The sequence below is a fragment of the Sediminibacterium sp. genome, from assembly GCF_030695065.1.
Taxonomy (GTDB): domain Bacteria; phylum Bacteroidota; class Bacteroidia; order Chitinophagales; family Chitinophagaceae; genus Sediminibacterium.
On record NZ_JAUYTR010000011.1, the window covers coordinates 227,005 to 243,012 of the forward strand.

Consider the following 16,008-nt stretch of genomic DNA (forward strand, 5'->3'; position numbering starts at 1 on the left):
ATTTTTGGTTCTTATTGCTTTAACTTGCTTTACAGTATGTTTAGGAAATTTTTTTTACTCATTTTTTGTAGTGTATTACTCATCCAACTCAATGCGGCGCATTTAAAAGGGGGTTGGATTCAATATGAATATTTGGGCGATGGCAATACGGCTAATAGTTCAAGGTATAGAATTACCGTAAGGCAATATTTAGATTGTAATTCAACCGCTGCTCAACGAGACGCACAAGTGCATGTGGGTATTTTTAATTCGGTCAGTACCCAACTATTACAAACCGTTTCTATTTCTTTAAGTGGAACAGATAATCCAGATAAAACCACTTACGATCCTTGTTTAAGCTCTAGACCTCGAGTTTGTTATATTATTGATCGGTATACTATAGAAATTGATTTGCCCAATACCACTGAAGGATATACTTTGTCTGTTCAGCGTTGTTGTAGAATTGCCAATATTGCCAATGTAGGCGCTTTTTCAAGCACTATTGGAATCAGTTACACCAATACCATTCCAGGCATTATCAATGGCACTAGCTATGCCAAAAATAGCAGCCCTGTTTTTGCGCAAAAAGACACCGCCATTGTTTGTTTCAATGCCCCTTTTACTTTCGATTTTAGTGCTACTGATAGCGACGGAGATAGTTTGTCTTATTCTTTTTGTAATGGCCTTGTTGGCGGAAGTGGCAATACGCCCAACGGAGCTCAGCCCAATCCTCCTACAAACCCTCCTTATGCTGCAGTTCCCTATCAACCACCCTATACTGGCGGCAATCCATTATCTGTCAGCGTTACCATTGACCCTATTACTGGTTTAATTAATGGCATTGCGCCAGGTATACCTGGTCAATATATTGTTGCGGTATGTGCGAGTGAATATAGAAACGGCGTAAAAATTGGGGAGACCAAAAAAGAAATACATATTCAAGTGGCAGACTGTTCTTTATCTGCTGCAGACCTTAAACCAACTTATATCACTTGCAACGGTTTTACATTGAGTTTTCAAAATGAATCATCCGGTTCGGTGTCTAATTATCTCTGGGATTTTGGCGTAACCAACAGCACTACAGATATTTCAACTGATCCTACCCCTACTTATACTTATGCAGACACTGGAACTTATCAATTAAAATTAAAAGTGACCAATACGGGGGGATGTCAAGACTCTGCTTTTGCAGAAGTGCGTATTTACCCTGGGTTTGCTCCAGATTTTACAGTAACTGGAACCTGCTATTTAAATGAATACAGTTTTAAAGATGCCACAGTTAGCCAATACGGAACAGTAAATAGTTGGAGATGGAATTTTGGAGACAATACTACCCTTGCTGATACTACTATTGCAAAAGACAGTACTTGGAAATATCCTGCACCTGTTAATACCAATGTAACATTGGTGGTTACTAATAGTAAAGGTTGCATAGACAGCATCACTAAACCATTTGTTGTTTTAGACAAGCCCTTACTAAACTTAGCATTTAAAGACACCCTTATTTGCAGTATAGACACCCTTCCCTTATTTGCCAATATTGGTGCGGGAACCATTAACTGGACCACAGATATACCTGGAAGTTTATCAAGAATTTCAAATAGAAATATTGCGAACCCATTGGTTTATCCAGTTGATACAACCCGGTACATTATTACTCTCAACAACAATGGATGTATTAATCAGGATACGGTAACGGTGAATGTGTTAGATTTTATTTCGGTAGATGCAGGTCCTTCCGCAACCATTTGCCGAACAGATACCATTCAATTGCAAACGGTAAGCTATGCCCTAAGTTATCAATGGACTTCGGCATCGGGTGCTCCTGTTGATCCAGTTAAATTTCCGAGATTGGCTCCACTGCAAAATGAAACTTATTATGTTACGGCCAATTTGGGGTATTGTCAGGCAAGAGATTCTGTACGAATTAATGTATCACCTTATCCTCAAGTGTCGGTAGGAGCAGATACGGTCATTTGTTTTGGTAATAGACTTAACCTGCCTGCAACTATTATTGGTAGTAGTTTTCAATGGTCTCCTACCAATTCAATGATTAATTCAACCACTTTGAATCCATTAGCAGGACCTTCAAGAACAACTGCTTACACCTTAACTGTTTCAGATACTTTGGGCTGCAATAAATCGGTTACAGATACCATCATCGTAAGAGTGGTTCCACCCATTGTAGTAAATGCAGGGCCAGATACAGTAGCTTTACCAGACCAACCTGTTCAGTTAAACGCATCAGGCTTGGGGCAATTTAATTGGTCTCCTACAACTGGGCTTACCGATCCTACCATTGCCAATCCCATTGTTACTTTACCTGCAGGTACCGACTCTATTACTTATACTGTTAGGGTAACGGGTGATGGAGGATGTTTTGGTGAAGACCAAATGAAAGTAAAAGTATTTGTGGGTGGGCCTGAAATATTTATTCCATCTGGATTTACACCCAATGGAGATGGTAAAAACGATGTATTAAGACCCGTTACTGTAGGCATTACAAAATTGAATTATTTTACCATTTTCAATAGATGGGGTCAGCGCATTTATACATCCACCGAATTAAACAAAGGATGGGATGGCACTTATAAAGGGGAGCCACAACCTTCTGGAACTTATGTGTTTCAAGCAGAGGGAATAGACTATTTAGGTAAGCGTGTTTATAAAAAAGGTACGGCTGTACTTATTAGATAGTTTATTTTTGCACCTATGACAAAAACAATTTTAATTACTGGCGCTACCGCTGGTTTTGGCAAAGCAACTGCTGAACATTTTGCTGCTGCTGGTTGGAACTGTATTATTACAGGAAGAAGACAAGACAGACTAACCGAACTTGCTGGTACTTTACAAAATAAGTACCCAGTTCAAATTCATACGCTTTGCTTTGACGTACAAAATAGAGAAGCGGTTTTTGCTGCAATTAATAGTTTGCCTACTGAATGGCAATCGATTGATGTGTTATTAAATAATGCAGGGTTAGCATTGGGAAGAGACTCTTTTGAGTTGGCCAATTTAGACGATTGGGATACCATGATTGATACCAATGTTAAAGGGCTTATGTATGTAACAAAAGCTGTACTGCCTTTCATGATTGCAAAAAAGAATGGTCATATCATTAATATAGGTTCTACTGCAGGCAAAGAAGTGTACAAAGACGGGAACGGATATTGTGCATCAAAGCATGCAGTTGATGCCATTAGCAAAGCCATGCGCATCGATTTATTACCACATCAAATTAAAGTAACTGCCATTCACCCTGGCGCCGCAGAAACGGAGTTTTCTTTAGTAAGATTTAAAGGAGACGATCAAAAAGCGAATGCAGTTTATGATGGATATAAAGCATTGGAAGCAAAAGATATTGCAGCAATAATTTATTATGTTTCTACATTACCTACCCATGTTTGCATCAACGATTTAGTGGTTACTTGTTTGTCTCAGGCTAACTCCTTTTACTTACATAAATAATACCTATGCATTTAACTGGCAACCCTTCATCTATTACACAGTTATTTGGAATTAAATATCCAATTATTCAGGCCGGAATGATTTGGGCTAGTGGTTGGAAATTAGCCAGTGCAGTTAGCAATGCAGGTGGATTAGGAATTATTGGAGCAGGCTCTATGTATCCTGAAGTTTTGAGGGAACATATTCAACAATGCAAATTGGCAACCAATTTACCATTTGCAGTAAATATCCCTTTATTGTATCCAGATCTTGGAGCAATTGTGCAGATAATTATTGATGAAAAAGTTCCTATTGTTTTTACGAGTGCGGGTAATCCTAAAACCTATACCCCATTATTTAAACAACATGGAATTAAAGTAGTACATGTGGTAAGTAGTTCCAAATTTGCATTGAAAGCACAAGATGCGGGTTGTGATGCAGTAGTTGCGGAAGGTTTTGAAGCGGGAGGGCATAATGGTAGAGAAGAAACCACTACCCTTGTTTTGATACCCGCAGTAAAAAAACAAATTCAGATTCCATTAATTGCTGCTGGTGGAATTGCAACAGGACAGCAAATGTATGCAGCAATAGCATTAGGCGCAGATGGGGTTCAAGTAGGTAGTCGTTTTGTATGCAGCCACGAAGCTTCTTCTCATATGCAATTTAAAGAAGCAGTTATAAAAGCCGGTGAAGGAGACACTCAATTGAGTATGAAAAAATTGGTGCCAGTTCGATTATTAAAAAACGATTTTTTTAATCAAGTTGCAGCTGCAGAACAGAGAGGAGCAGACGAAGCGGAATTGACCCATTTATTAGGTAGAGCCCGTGCCAAAAAAGGCATGTTCGAAGGTGACCTTTCGGAAGGTGAATTAGAAATAGGTCAAGTAGCTGCTTTAATTAATGAAATAAAAACCGCTGGAGAAATTGTAGCAGAAATGGTAGCTGAATTTAATGCCTGTGTTGGTTCTATTAAATTGATTTAACCAAAATCAATCTCCGTATTGTCTCCAATATTTAAACTTCTGCTTAAGCCTTTTACAGAAGCATCACTTCCAATTAATGAATTGTCTAAAACCACTTCGAATAAATTGGTATAAGAACCAATGATGCTATCGCGTATGATAGAATGTTTTACTGTAGTATTGGCTCCTATAGCAACATGCGGCCCAATGATGGAATGTGAAATATCACAACCAGGCGCAATGCTAACTGGGGGTATAATAATCGTGTCTTTAAAATCATGTATATATTGAATATTCCCACCAAATTTTTTTAACAGTGTAGCATTGCTTTCTAAGAGGCTTTCTTTTTTGCCGCAATCGAACCAACTCTTCACTTTAAATGATTGAAATTTGGCTCCCCTTTTAATCATGCAATCCAACGCATCTGTTAAGTTATACTCTCCTTGTGTTTTAATGTCTTGCATAAATAAATGATGCAGGCATTCAAACAAAAAATGCGTCTCTTTAATTTTATACAATCCAACCAACGCCATATTGCTTTTAGGAATAGAAGGTTTTTCTACTACTTGCTCAATAAATCCTTCGTCATCAATAGAAGCCACGCCAAAATTTCGTGGATCATCTACTTTTTTTACCCCCAACATACTATAAGGACTATCCACCACTTCTTTTACATCGTATTCGCAAATGGTATCGCCTAAAACAACAAATACTTCATCTTCACCTACAATGTTCTTGGTTAACTCAATGGCATGTCCTGTTCCCTGTCTTTCATTTTGAAAAACAAAATGCGTGGTTAAATCTGGATAGGTTTGTTTAACGTAATCTTGAATTTTTTCACCCAAGTATCCAACAATAAAAATAAACTCTGTAATGCCCGCATCTCTTAACTGATCTACAATAAAACTCAAGATGGTCTTTCCTGCAATAGGAATGAGGGCTTTAGGTTGTGTATATGTATGCGGTCTTAGTTTAGTTCCTGCACCCGCAACTGGTATAATAGCTTTCATTGGGAGGTAATTTATCCATGTCCGATTCTCACTTATTCCTATCTATATCGGCCAAATGGGGCTGTAAAATAGTAAATAACGCGTAAATTTGGCAAAAATACACTTCATGCAGAGAGATACATTGGTTTTTGACCTAATTAGACAAGAGTTAGAAAGACAGCGCCACGGAATTGAGCTAATTGCTTCTGAAAATTTCACCAGCCTTCAAGTAATGCAGGCAATGGGTAATGTAATGACCAATAAATACGCAGAAGGGTATCCTGGCAGAAGGTATTATGCAGGTTGTGAAATTGTAGACCAAACTGAACAATTGGCCATTGATCGTTTAAAAGAAATTTTTGGTGTAGAATATGCCAACGTACAGCCCCATAGTGGTGCACAGGCAAACGCTGCGGTTGCATTAGCCGTTTTACAACCAGGTGATGCAACTTTAGGCTTAGACCTCAGCATGGGTGGTCACTTAACACACGGTAGTGCCGTTAATTATTCTGGTAAATTATACCAGCCCCATTTTTATGGTGTTACCAGAGAAGAAGGATTAGTAGATTATGAAATGTTAGAAGCAAAAGCCCGTGAGGTAAAACCTAAACTAATCTATTGTGGTGCCAGCGCTTACAGCAGAGATTGGGATTATGCTCGAATTAGAAAAGTAGCAGACGAAGTAGGTGCTTTAGTAATGGCCGATATAGCACACCCAGCGGGTTTGATTGCAAAAAAATTATTGAACTCTCCTTTTGAACACTGTCATTTTGTAACTTCTACTACGCACAAAACTTTGCGTGGACCAAGAGGAGGCATCATTATGATGAACAAAGATTTTGAAAATCCTTGGGGATTAAAAGATGTAAAAGGCAATATCAGAATGATGAGTAACTTATTGGATATGGCTGTGTTTCCTGGAATTCAAGGAGGTCCATTGCAACATGTCATTGCGGCAAAAGCAGTGGCTTTTGGTGAAATTTTATCAGATGAGTTTTTAGTTTACCAACAGCAGGTTCAAAAAAATGCACAAGCCATGGCAAAGGCATTTGTAGATAAAGGGTACCATATTATAAGTGGCGGTACCGACAACCATTTAATGTTGATAGACTTAAGAAATAAAAATATCAGTGGTAAAAAAGCAGAACAAGCATTGGTACAAGCTGATATTACTGCCAATAAAAATATGGTACCTTATGATGACAAGTCTGCCTTTGTAACTTCAGGTATCCGTTTTGGGGTTGCTGCAGTTACTACTCGTGGTATGACTGAAACACATATGCCTTTTATTGTAGACTCAATTGATCGGGTATTAATGAATGCAGAAGACGCTCAAATTATTGGCGCAGTTCGCAATCAAGTAAACGAATTCATGGAACAATTCATCCTTTACCCAGAAATGGGCTAATCTAATTCACTAGCTATGCTACAAAGAATACAAAGTATTTGGTTATTGTTGGCTTCCACAATGAGTGCGCTTAGTTTAAAATTCTCTTTCTTCAGTGGCAATAAGCTAAACGCTGAAACCAATGTAAAAGAATGGGTTGAATATACAGCAGCTCAAGGCAGTTTAAACGCCATTTTAACCATTGCAATTTGCGTGGCTACATTGGTATGTATTTTTATGTATAAAGACAGAAAAAGACAATTGTTGATTAGCTTGATTGTACTAGCTGTTTCATTATTGAATATTTTTTTATACTACAATTCAAGCAAAACATTTACAGAATCCAATACCGATTTAACTGCTTTAATTAGCTTGTCCATTCCTGTATTTTTGGTATTGGCTGCATTAGGTATTTATAAAGATGAGCAATTGGTAAAAAACGCAGATAGATTAAGATAAGTACTACAAAAAAAAAGAAGCGCAGTATCCCCTCAGTTACTGCGCTTTGTTGTTAAATCCATTTACTGAATTAAACTGTGTTAAAACTAACCCTAAATGGTAGTCGGAAAATGGGAAAGTAGACCATGTATAGCAATTAGTAGATAAGTCGCCTGTTTTAGTAGACAAATGAGGCTACAACAAACAAAAAGAATACATTCGTAAAGTAATACCGCCTTATGTACCAATGCATTATAGCAGATGACCACTTAGTGGAAAGAGCATTATTAACATCCTATATCAAAAAAATACCTTCCTTAGAGCTGGTTGCTGAATGCAAAACAGGGTTAGAAGTTTTGTCTATTTTAAAAGACCAACCAATCGATATTGTTTTTTCCGATGTAGACATGCCCGATCTTACTGGAATAGAATTGGTAAAAACTTTAAAGAATCCACCAGTATTTGTATTCATTTCTTCATTTCCAGAATATGCAGCCGAAGGGTTTAATTTAGATATTATTGATTTTGCAGTTAAGCCTATTTCGTTCGACAGATTTGTAAAAGCAGTAAATAAATCTATTGAATACATTGAATTGAAAAAAACGTCTTCTACTGCAACTGCTTCTATTCAACATGAAAGCACCGAAGAATACTTCTTTATTAAAGACAATAAAGGAATAACAAGGGTAAACAACAACAATGTTTTATACATTGAAAGTATGGGAGACTTTTCTAAAATTTACACCCAAGATCAAAAAACATTGGTGATGTTGGTAGGTTTAAAAAATGCTGAGACACAATTGCAATCAAAAAAATTTATTAGAGTGCACAAACAATATTTGGTGAATACTGAACATATTATTCAGGTATTAGCCAATGAAATTATTCTTACCAATAAGGCGTCCATTCCTTTAAGCAATGCTTATAAACAAACTTTGAATGATTCTGTAATAGACAAACTCCTTTTAAAAAGATTCTAGCAATTTATTTTGGGGAAATGTATTGCCATAATACAGCCTTGAGGCTGATTACTTTTTGCAGAAAGCTTTCCAGACATCATCGAAAGAAAACTTTTACAAAGCATTAAGCCCAATCCAGTTCCCTTTTCCTTATTTGTACCATATGTGCTAGTCATGGTATTGATTGTAGTTTTATTGATCTGCTCCATTGCTTCTGCAGACATTCCCATTCCCTCATCGACTATACAAACCATCACTTCTGTTTCGTTGTTTTCAACCCTTAACCAAATAGCTTTGCCCGTATAACTAAACTTTAAAGCGTTACTAATTAAATTCCTAATTACCAGTGCCAATAAATTTTTGTCGGCTAATACCCAATCATTTTCGCTGATTGAATTGTTAAACTGGATATTTTTTTGTTTTAATGTAGCACTGAAAGAAGTTACTACATCTTCTACAATAGTTTTTACAGATACATTTTCTATACTAGTTTCAAAGCCCTGCAATTGCGTACCTGCCCAGTTTAATAGGTTCTCCATTAATGCAGATGTTCCTCTAAGTGTATTACCTAACTCTTTTGCATATTGTGCCAATTGATCTTTGTCTATTTCATCATTCTCTAACAAGTAAACAAAGGAGATTAAGCTATTAACTGGGCTTCGCATATCGTGAGTTAGAATACTGAAGATTTGGTCTTTAACTTGAACCAATTCAGACAATGATTGACGCTGGGCCTCAATAGTTGCATTTAATTCCTGTGTTTTCTTTTTACTCTTGTAAAAAAACCATGCTGCAGTAATTACCACAATGGTTAATATTCCCATTAACCACGCTAACTTATTTTTAAAACTTATTTCTAACTTCTTTTCGGCCAATTGTTGGTTTACCTTTTCTTGTTCAACTGCATATTCTTTCTCTTTTATACTAAAATCGAGCTTAAGTTTTTTACGGGTGAATTCGTTTTCCTTCTCCTTATTAAAAATTTGGTTCTCTACATTTGAAAATCTTTTATAGTAGTAGAACGCGCTATCCATTTGCTTTTGGTGCTCATAATAATTGCTTAAACTCTCTGCTGTTTCCCTTTCCACTTCTAACAAACCAGATTGGGTAGCCATAGCTAATGCAAGGTGCAAATAATTTATCCCTTTTCTATTGTTTTGTTGTCGATGAAAAAAACGACCAACTGTGGCATAAGTTCCTGCTAAAATATTTAAGTCTGGCCCTTCCAATGCAACAGCAACTGCCATCTCATAGACTCTTGTTGCATCTGATAGTTGATTCAACTTTTCAAATGAAGTTGCCTTTGCAATTAGCATTTCCGATTTCAATCCCAAATCTTTCTCTAACTCCGCTATTGGAATAGACTCTTTCATCAATTTGATTACACGCAGGTATCTGTTTTTCCCTGCATTCCCTATTTTTTGTAACGATACTTCATCGGCATTCAATAAAATATTGGCAATAACTAATTTAATGCTTCCTACTCCTCTTGATTGAAGTCCGTCAGCTTCAAACATGGGCAAAGCTTTAGTAGCATACTTATAAGCAGTAGTAAAATCTTTTAACTGAATATAAGTGCTGCTTAAATTATTATAAATACTGGCTTGACCACTTTGATCATTTATTTCAGAAAACAGCTTTATGGCTTTTTCGCTTACATCAATTGCATTAGTATAATCAGTGATTTTATTATAGATATCACTCATACTCATATAGAATCCTGCTTGCAAATTTTTGTCGCCTTCTCTTGCAACCAAAGCAATGCCTTCCTTATATATTTCAAGTGCTTCAGCAAACTCACCCTTACCATGATGAATAACTCCTAGCCTAAAATAAAATTTTCTAATATTATCTCTATTAGGCAATTTTAGTGCAATTGCTTTAGCAGAATCTGCGTATCGTTTTAATTCGGCTATTGGTCTTTTATTATAAACCAATTCTCCATATACTCTTAACAGCATTCGCATTTTAAGCGAATCCATTGTTTTGTATTCATTAGAAATTTTAATTAGGCTATCGAGTTTTTGTTTGTCCTGAGCTAGAGCTGTTGACAAAAGAGAAGACAAAAAAAAGATACAAGCAAGTAGTAGTTTAATCACTAGGGGGGAGTTCGTTGATTATTTAAGTTTAAATATAAAGCCCATTTATTTAAATAAATGGGGCTGTGATGCTTTTTTTATTGTTTTTTAATTCCGAGGGAATTCCGGCATAAACCAATTCTCCTCCTGCATTGCCAGCTTCTGGTCCTAATTCAATTAACCAATCTGCCGATTTTAATACATCCGTATTATGTTCAATTACAATCAATGAATGGCCTTGCTCAATTAGTGCATTAAAGGAATTTAACAGTTTTTGAATATCGTGGAAATGCAAGCCCGTGGTAGGTTCATCAAAAATAAAGAGCACATGCCCAATTCCCTTTCCTTTTCCTAAGAAACTAGCGAGTTTTACACGCTGAGCTTCGCCCCCACTTAAAGTATTGCTGCTTTGACCCAATTTAATGTAGCCCAAGCCTACATCCTGCAAGGTTTTGATGGCTTTTTGAATTTGTTTCTCTTCTTTAAAAAAGTCAAAAGCATCGTCTACACTCATTTCTAAAATATCATGAATAGAAGCATTATTGTATTTCACTTCTAACACTTCTTCTTTAAATCGTTTTCCTCCACATGATTCACAAGTAAGATGCACGTCGGCCAAAAATTGCATTTCTACTATGGTTTCTCCTTCACCCTTACAAGTATCACATCTGCCACCGTCTACATTAAAAGAAAAATGCTTTGGTTGAAATCCGCGCATTTTAGCCAATCCCTGTTTAGAATATAAATCTCTAATGGCATCATAGGCTTTAATATAAGTAATTGGATTACTTCTTGAAGATTTACCAATGGGCTGCTGGTCTATCATTTCAATCTGTGAAATAGATTCAATATCGCCTGTGATGGCTTTATGCAAGCCTACTTTTTCTGCTGCTTCTCCTTTTATTTTTTGCAGACCTGGATAAAGTATTTGTTTAATCAAAGTAGTTTTACCGCTTCCACTAACCCCAGCCACTACACAAAAACAATGCAATGGAAATTTGACTGTGATGTCTTTTAAGTTGTGTTGTCTAGCACCTTCTACTTGAATATAACTATTCCATTTGCGAATTTTTTGCGGAGGGGTAATTGCATATTCCCCCGTTAAATACTTACCTGTAAGGCTTTTTTTATCTTTTATAATTTGATCATAATTGCCTGCTGCAACTACCTCGCCCCCTAAATGAGACGCTAAGGGCCCCATATCAATAATATGATCTGCCTCTCGCATCATCATTTCGTCGTGCTCTACCACCACCACTGTATTACCTAAGTCTCTCAGAGATTTTAAAACACCTATTAATCGTTGGGTATCTCTAGAATGTAATCCAATAGATGGCTCATCTAGAATATACAAGGAGTTGGTTAAATTACTCCCTAGGTTTCGAGTTAATTGAATACGTTGGCTTTCCCCACCACTGAGTGTATTGGCCAACCTTTCTAGTGTTAGGTACCCTAATCCAACATCTAATAAGGTTTTGATTCGTTGATGTATCTCTAGCAAAATTCGCTTCCCAATTACTTGTTCTTGTTCAGACCATTTAATTGCATCAAACCAATCTTTTAAATGGCTTACTTGCATATTACAAAGTTCCCCAATATGCTTCCCATGTATTTTAACGTACAGCGCTTCATTTCGTAATCTATAGCCATCACATGCATTACAGCTGGTTCTACCTCTATATCTACTTAATAAAACGCGGTATTGAACTTTATATAGATTTTGTTCTACCTCTTTAAAAAAATCATCAATTCCCAATGCCGCTCCTACCCCAGACCATAATTGTTGGTACTGCTCTCGGGGTAAATCCATGATGGGTTTATGAATAGGAAATCCAGATTTACTAGCTCCTTTTATAAATTGATCTTTCCACCAGCTCAATTTTTCTCCTTTCCATGGCGCAATGGCATTTTCGAACAAAGACAACCGCTTATCGGGTATGACCAAATCTTTGTCGATTCCTAAAACTTGTCCAAAGCCTTCACATACAGTACAGGCACCATATGGATTATTAAAAGAAAATAAATTAGGTGAGGGTTCTTCAAACTGCATTCCATCTGCTTCAAATTTATTACTGAAATGAAGCACCTGTTTGCTGTTCACTTCAATAAACATTTCGCCATGCCCTTCAAAAAAAGCGGTGCCAATAGAATCAGCTAATCTATGTAAGTCTTCCTCTTCAAATGTTTTAACCACCATTCGGTCTATCAGTACATAATAATTAGACTGATTGGCCTTCCAGTTTTTTGCCAATGCTGCATCAGTTAATGCCAACATATCTTCAATTCTTTCGGGTACTCCTGCAGCATCTTTCTTCATCAAATACATTCTTGAAAACCCTTTCTGCATCAATATGCCTAACTCTTCTCTTATTGCTCTATTTGCATGCTGCTTAAACGCAACCAACATTACCATTTTAGTTCCTTCAGAAAAAGTTGCAATGGCATTCATAACATCGGCAACTTCATCTTTTTTAACTTCCTTACCACTTATAGGCGAAATGGTTTTACCCACACGTGCAAATAATAGCCGGAGATAATCATAAATTTCGGTCATACTACCCACGGTACTTCGGGGAGTACGAGTAATCACTTTCTGCTCTATAGCAATAGCTGGGCAAAGTCCTTTAATATAATCAACATCTGGCTTTACCATCCTAGACATGAATTGACGGGCATAGGCACTTAAACTTTCGGCATAACGTCTTTGCCCTTCAGCAAATAAAGTATCAATGGTCAAAGAAGATTTTCCACTACCAGACACGCCAGTTACCACTATTAGCTTATTTCTAGGAAATGTAACAGTTACATTTTTTAAATTATGCGTTCTGGCACCATGCACCAATATATCGTTTGCAGCTTTTGCCGACTTTTTACTCGTTGCCATAAGGTTCACAAATTAAACAGATTATTACAGCTTTGGTTGAGTAAACCTTAAATAACCTTCAAAAAATCAGCGAGTTAGAATGTGAATAACCTTGAAGCCCTTTAACATGATTTCCACAAAAGATTTATGTATACAAAAGAATTCTATTTTGTTCAAGATTTAAAAAATCGTTGTCCAATATCCTGATTTTAATCCTGACTCAAAAACCTAAACTATGAGAACATTAGACCATGCGTCTGATACAGAACTGATAAGGGCATTTCAAGACGGCGACACCGATGCTTTTGAAACACTTATCTACCGTTATAAAGACAAAATCTTTTCATCTATTTTGTTTTTTGTTAAAGACACGTATTTAGCTGAAGACCTTTTTCAAGATGTGTTCATTAAAATCATTGACACGTTAAAAAATAAGCGATATACCGAAGAGGGCAAGTTTTTGCCATGGGCATTAAGAATTGCTCACAACCTTTGCGTAGACTATTTCAGAAAAGTGAAGCGTACCCCTGCAATCAAAACCAGTGACAACAAAGATATTTTTGATGTACTTCAAATTTCTGAAGAAGGTCCTGATGGCAAAATCATGCAAGGTCAAAGTCATGATCGTGTAAGAAAAATGCTGGATCTTTTACCAGAAGAGCAACGTGAAATTATTGTATTGAGGCATTATGCCAATATGAGCTTTAAAGAAATAGCCGAAATTACCAATTGCAGCATCAATACGGCTTTAGGTAGAATGCGTTATGGCTTAATCAATCTCAGAAAAATGATGATTGAGAAGCAAATTGCACTTTAAATATCCTCCTTACCTATCAAAGACATACTATTGTTTTTTAAGCAATTGAATGTCTTTGATTATTTGTTCTATTTCTAATTGAAGGGTTCCATTGTATATTCCCCTTATCCTGCTTTGTTGATCTACTAAGAGTACATGTTCCGTATGTAAGAATTCAGTACTGTCTTTCGTAAACCCCAAATCTTCCTCGGCAAAGTATCCCTTTCTTGCAAGTGTGTAAATACTGGCTTTATCTCCGGTTAAAAAATGCCAGTTGTAGGAACGACCAATTTTGTTTTCTTCAGTAAAAAACTTTAACCGAGGCACTGAGTCAATCCAAGGAGTAACACTATAAGACAGTAAAACCATTGAAGTATCTTTTTCATAGGCCTGTGCTACTTGTTTTAAGTTATGAATCATCTTAGGGCAGATGCTTCCACATCTTGTAAATATAAAACTGGCTATATGAATTTTCCCTTGAACAGATTGATGGGTAATGCGTTCACCATACTGATTGGTAAAATCAAAATCAGGAACATAGTGTGTTTCAGACGATTTAATTTCCGATTGATTGGCTAAAAAAACCGGCGTAAAGTCAGGCGTATTGTAATAGGGTAATGGCTGCACTTTTTCTTGATTATTGGCACAAGACCAACTAATCAAAACCATACAATAGGCACTAATTTTTAAAAATACTGTCCGTAACATTGATGCAATTTTTTGTTCCTAATAATCCAAACCTTCTTCCATCCTGTATAATATAGTTCGCTTTTATTTTCCCATTGTCGTACCACCATTTTTGTGACCCAACTTCATGCCCTTGCTGGTAGTTCATTTGCTTTACCATTAATCCTTTCTCGTTCCATTCTAAGCAAGTGCCTTGGTATTCATCATTCTCTAATTGATACTGCATAAATGGCTTCCCGTTAGGCCACCACACCAAGTATTTTCCTGTCTTTTTACCATTACTAAAAAAGCGCCATTCTTTCATTTGACCGTTTTCATAGAAGCTTCTCCATTCGCCTTCTTCTTTGCCTGAGAAGTAACTCCGAATAAAAGCGGTATCGCGATTGTTTGAATACAAAGCATATAATTTTCCTGAATAAGGTTTTGATTGATAATAAATAACCCCATTCAAATTGTTGAGTGCACTATCTGTATAAAGCACCCAACTATTGGGCACTTGGGGATTATTCTTTATTGTCATAGTGGGCTCTGTTGCATTACAAGCAATGAAGCCAACTAGAACAATCCATATTCTATTGAGTAACTGTACCTGCTGTGCCATAAAAACCGCTTCCGTTTATATAAGGATCTGTTGCATTAATATGATAGTGGTAAATTCCATTGGGATAATCTGCAGTGGCATGTGTATGTCCATGATAGGCATCTAACATAGCATTGGTTACCAATGCCCCATTTTATTCAGGACCATATACTGGAAATCCATCTAACAAAAAGCCCATTAGTGCAGATTTACTTGCTTTAACCGTGGTTAAATACAAGGGCTCAACATGATAATGATATCTTCCTCCTGGTGCAGGATGCCCCCAATATTGATCAAAGCTCATGATTTCATTCGTTAATGGAGTATTTGGTCCTGCATATTGGTTGTAAAATGGAACACCATTCAACGCAACACCAATGGCGCCTAAAGGAGTTGCCGCATGATTGGAAGCCACTTGTGGGTTTACGGGTATTTTAAATGTATAATTTAAGGTTGATATAGCATTTGGATTCTTACTAAAACTAACTCCTCCAAATGTAGTACCAGTAAAGTTTTCATATAAGGCATTGCCTACTGCATAATAAGGACTTTTATGATCTGGCGCACCGGTTGTTTTGATGGTGATATAAGTACCATCTGAAGTAACACTTGTTGCTCCATATATTTTTTGATAAACTGCTGGAACCGTTGCCGTTCCTGAAGTGGTAGTGGTAGTAGTAGTTTCACTGGTCTTTTTACAAGAAAAAGAAAGCAACAATAGCATCGCAAATAAAAATGGAACTTTACGCATAAAGAGGTTTTTTTTGAGTGATTCGAGTGTATCCACTTTGTAGCTTTTACACCGTATTTTATATAGACCTGCTTTCAGTTAAATGGTTTAAT

Annotated in this window: 12 protein-coding genes and 1 pseudogene; 7 read left to right on the top strand and 6 right to left on the bottom strand. The window is 36.7% G+C overall.

The window, feature by feature from the left end:
- The first annotated feature begins 36 nt into the window (after window positions 1–36).
- The 3 genes from Q8S25_RS04900 to Q8S25_RS04910 are packed head-to-tail and all read left to right on the top strand — an operon-like array spanning window position 37 to window position 4,409.
- The gene (locus tag Q8S25_RS04900; RefSeq protein WP_305535423.1) at window positions 37–2,676 is read left to right on the top strand and encodes a PKD domain-containing protein; all 2,640 of its coding nucleotides are present in this window, start codon (window positions 37–39) and stop codon (window positions 2,674–2,676) included.
- 15 nt (window positions 2,677–2,691) lie between these two features.
- Complete coding sequence (locus Q8S25_RS04905) at window positions 2,692–3,447, top strand: SDR family NAD(P)-dependent oxidoreductase (protein ID WP_305535425.1); 756 nt, start codon at window positions 2,692–2,694, stop codon at window positions 3,445–3,447.
- A gap of 5 nt (window positions 3,448–3,452) precedes the next feature.
- The gene (locus tag Q8S25_RS04910) at window positions 3,453–4,409 is read left to right on the top strand and encodes a nitronate monooxygenase family protein (protein WP_305535427.1); all 957 of its coding nucleotides are present in this window, start codon (window positions 3,453–3,455) and stop codon (window positions 4,407–4,409) included.
- Here the strand turns inward: Q8S25_RS04910 and Q8S25_RS04915 are convergent.
- Window positions 4,406–5,398: a sugar phosphate nucleotidyltransferase gene (locus Q8S25_RS04915; RefSeq protein WP_305535429.1), complete on the bottom strand. Its 993-nt coding sequence runs from the start codon at window positions 5,396–5,398 to the stop codon at window positions 4,406–4,408. The two genes, Q8S25_RS04910 and Q8S25_RS04915, sit on opposite strands and share 4 nt — an antisense overlap.
- A 106-nt stretch (window positions 5,399–5,504) precedes the next feature.
- On the opposite strand from Q8S25_RS04915, the gene glyA reads away from it, so the two are divergent.
- From glyA to Q8S25_RS04930, 3 genes are all read left to right on the top strand, one after another.
- Window positions 5,505–6,785, top strand: coding sequence for a serine hydroxymethyltransferase (gene glyA / locus Q8S25_RS04920; RefSeq protein WP_305535431.1), 1,281 nt, complete (start codon window positions 5,505–5,507; stop codon window positions 6,783–6,785).
- A 15-nt stretch (window positions 6,786–6,800) separates the two neighbouring features.
- Complete coding sequence (locus Q8S25_RS04925; RefSeq protein ID WP_305535433.1) at window positions 6,801–7,223, top strand: DUF4293 domain-containing protein; 423 nt, start codon at window positions 6,801–6,803, stop codon at window positions 7,221–7,223.
- Between the two features lie 218 nt (window positions 7,224–7,441).
- On the top strand, window positions 7,442–8,182 hold the full coding sequence (locus tag Q8S25_RS04930; RefSeq protein WP_305535435.1) for a LytTR family DNA-binding domain-containing protein: 741 nt from the start codon (window positions 7,442–7,444) through the stop codon (window positions 8,180–8,182).
- Here the strand turns inward: Q8S25_RS04930 and Q8S25_RS04935 are convergent.
- Window positions 8,179–10,143 (bottom strand): ATP-binding protein, encoded by a 1,965-nt coding sequence (locus Q8S25_RS04935; protein WP_305535437.1) that lies wholly within the window; start codon window positions 10,141–10,143, stop codon window positions 8,179–8,181. The genes Q8S25_RS04930 and Q8S25_RS04935 overlap by 4 nt on opposite strands.
- A 166-nt stretch (window positions 10,144–10,309) precedes the next feature.
- A complete protein-coding gene (uvrA, locus tag Q8S25_RS04940; RefSeq protein ID WP_305535439.1) occupies window positions 10,310–13,123 on the bottom strand; it encodes an excinuclease ABC subunit UvrA in 2,814 nt (937 codons plus the stop codon).
- Window positions 13,124–13,337: 214 nt separating this feature from the next.
- On the opposite strand from uvrA, the gene Q8S25_RS04945 reads away from it, so the two are divergent.
- The gene (locus Q8S25_RS04945) at window positions 13,338–13,919 is read left to right on the top strand and encodes an RNA polymerase sigma factor (protein ID WP_295184995.1); all 582 of its coding nucleotides are present in this window, start codon (window positions 13,338–13,340) and stop codon (window positions 13,917–13,919) included.
- Window positions 13,920–13,946: 27 nt separating this feature from the next.
- Here Q8S25_RS04945 and Q8S25_RS04950 read toward each other — a convergent pair whose 3' ends face one another.
- The 3 genes and pseudogenes from Q8S25_RS04950 to Q8S25_RS04960 all read right to left on the bottom strand — a co-directional run bounded on the left by Q8S25_RS04950 (window position 13,947) and on the right by Q8S25_RS04960 (window position 15,916).
- Window positions 13,947–14,606, bottom strand: coding sequence for an SCO family protein (locus tag Q8S25_RS04950; RefSeq protein WP_305535441.1), 660 nt, complete (start codon window positions 14,604–14,606; stop codon window positions 13,947–13,949).
- Window positions 14,578–15,186, bottom strand: coding sequence for a toxin-antitoxin system YwqK family antitoxin (locus Q8S25_RS04955; RefSeq protein WP_305535443.1), 609 nt, complete (start codon window positions 15,184–15,186; stop codon window positions 14,578–14,580). The genes Q8S25_RS04950 and Q8S25_RS04955 overlap by 29 nt, the downstream gene beginning before the upstream one ends.
- Window positions 15,158–15,916: pseudogene (locus tag Q8S25_RS04960) on the bottom strand (YHYH protein). The gene Q8S25_RS04955 and the pseudogene Q8S25_RS04960 overlap by 29 nt, the downstream one beginning before the upstream one ends.
- Between the last annotated feature and the right edge of the window lie 92 nt (window positions 15,917–16,008).

Coding starts and splice junctions, on each gene's coding strand:
- Q8S25_RS04900 (WP_305535423.1), top strand. CDS start 37: ATGTTTAGGAAATTTTTTTTACTCATTTTTTGTAGTGTATTACTCATC.
- Q8S25_RS04905 (WP_305535425.1), top strand. CDS start 2,692: ATGACAAAAACAATTTTAATTACTGGCGCTACCGCTGGTTTTGGCAAA.
- Q8S25_RS04910 (WP_305535427.1), top strand. CDS start 3,453: ATGCATTTAACTGGCAACCCTTCATCTATTACACAGTTATTTGGAATT.
- Q8S25_RS04915 (WP_305535429.1), bottom strand. CDS start 5,398: ATGAAAGCTATTATACCAGTTGCGGGTGCAGGAACTAAACTAAGACCG.
- glyA (WP_305535431.1), top strand. CDS start 5,505: ATGCAGAGAGATACATTGGTTTTTGACCTAATTAGACAAGAGTTAGAA.
- Q8S25_RS04925 (WP_305535433.1), top strand. CDS start 6,801: ATGCTACAAAGAATACAAAGTATTTGGTTATTGTTGGCTTCCACAATG.
- Q8S25_RS04930 (WP_305535435.1), top strand. CDS start 7,442: ATGTACCAATGCATTATAGCAGATGACCACTTAGTGGAAAGAGCATTA.
- Q8S25_RS04935 (WP_305535437.1), bottom strand. CDS start 10,143: ATGGATTCGCTTAAAATGCGAATGCTGTTAAGAGTATATGGAGAATTG.
- uvrA (WP_305535439.1), bottom strand. CDS start 13,123: ATGGCAACGAGTAAAAAGTCGGCAAAAGCTGCAAACGATATATTGGTG.
- Q8S25_RS04945 (WP_295184995.1), top strand. CDS start 13,338: ATGAGAACATTAGACCATGCGTCTGATACAGAACTGATAAGGGCATTT.
- Q8S25_RS04950 (WP_305535441.1), bottom strand. CDS start 14,606: ATGTTACGGACAGTATTTTTAAAAATTAGTGCCTATTGTATGGTTTTG.
- Q8S25_RS04955 (WP_305535443.1), bottom strand. CDS start 15,186: ATGGCACAGCAGGTACAGTTACTCAATAGAATATGGATTGTTCTAGTT.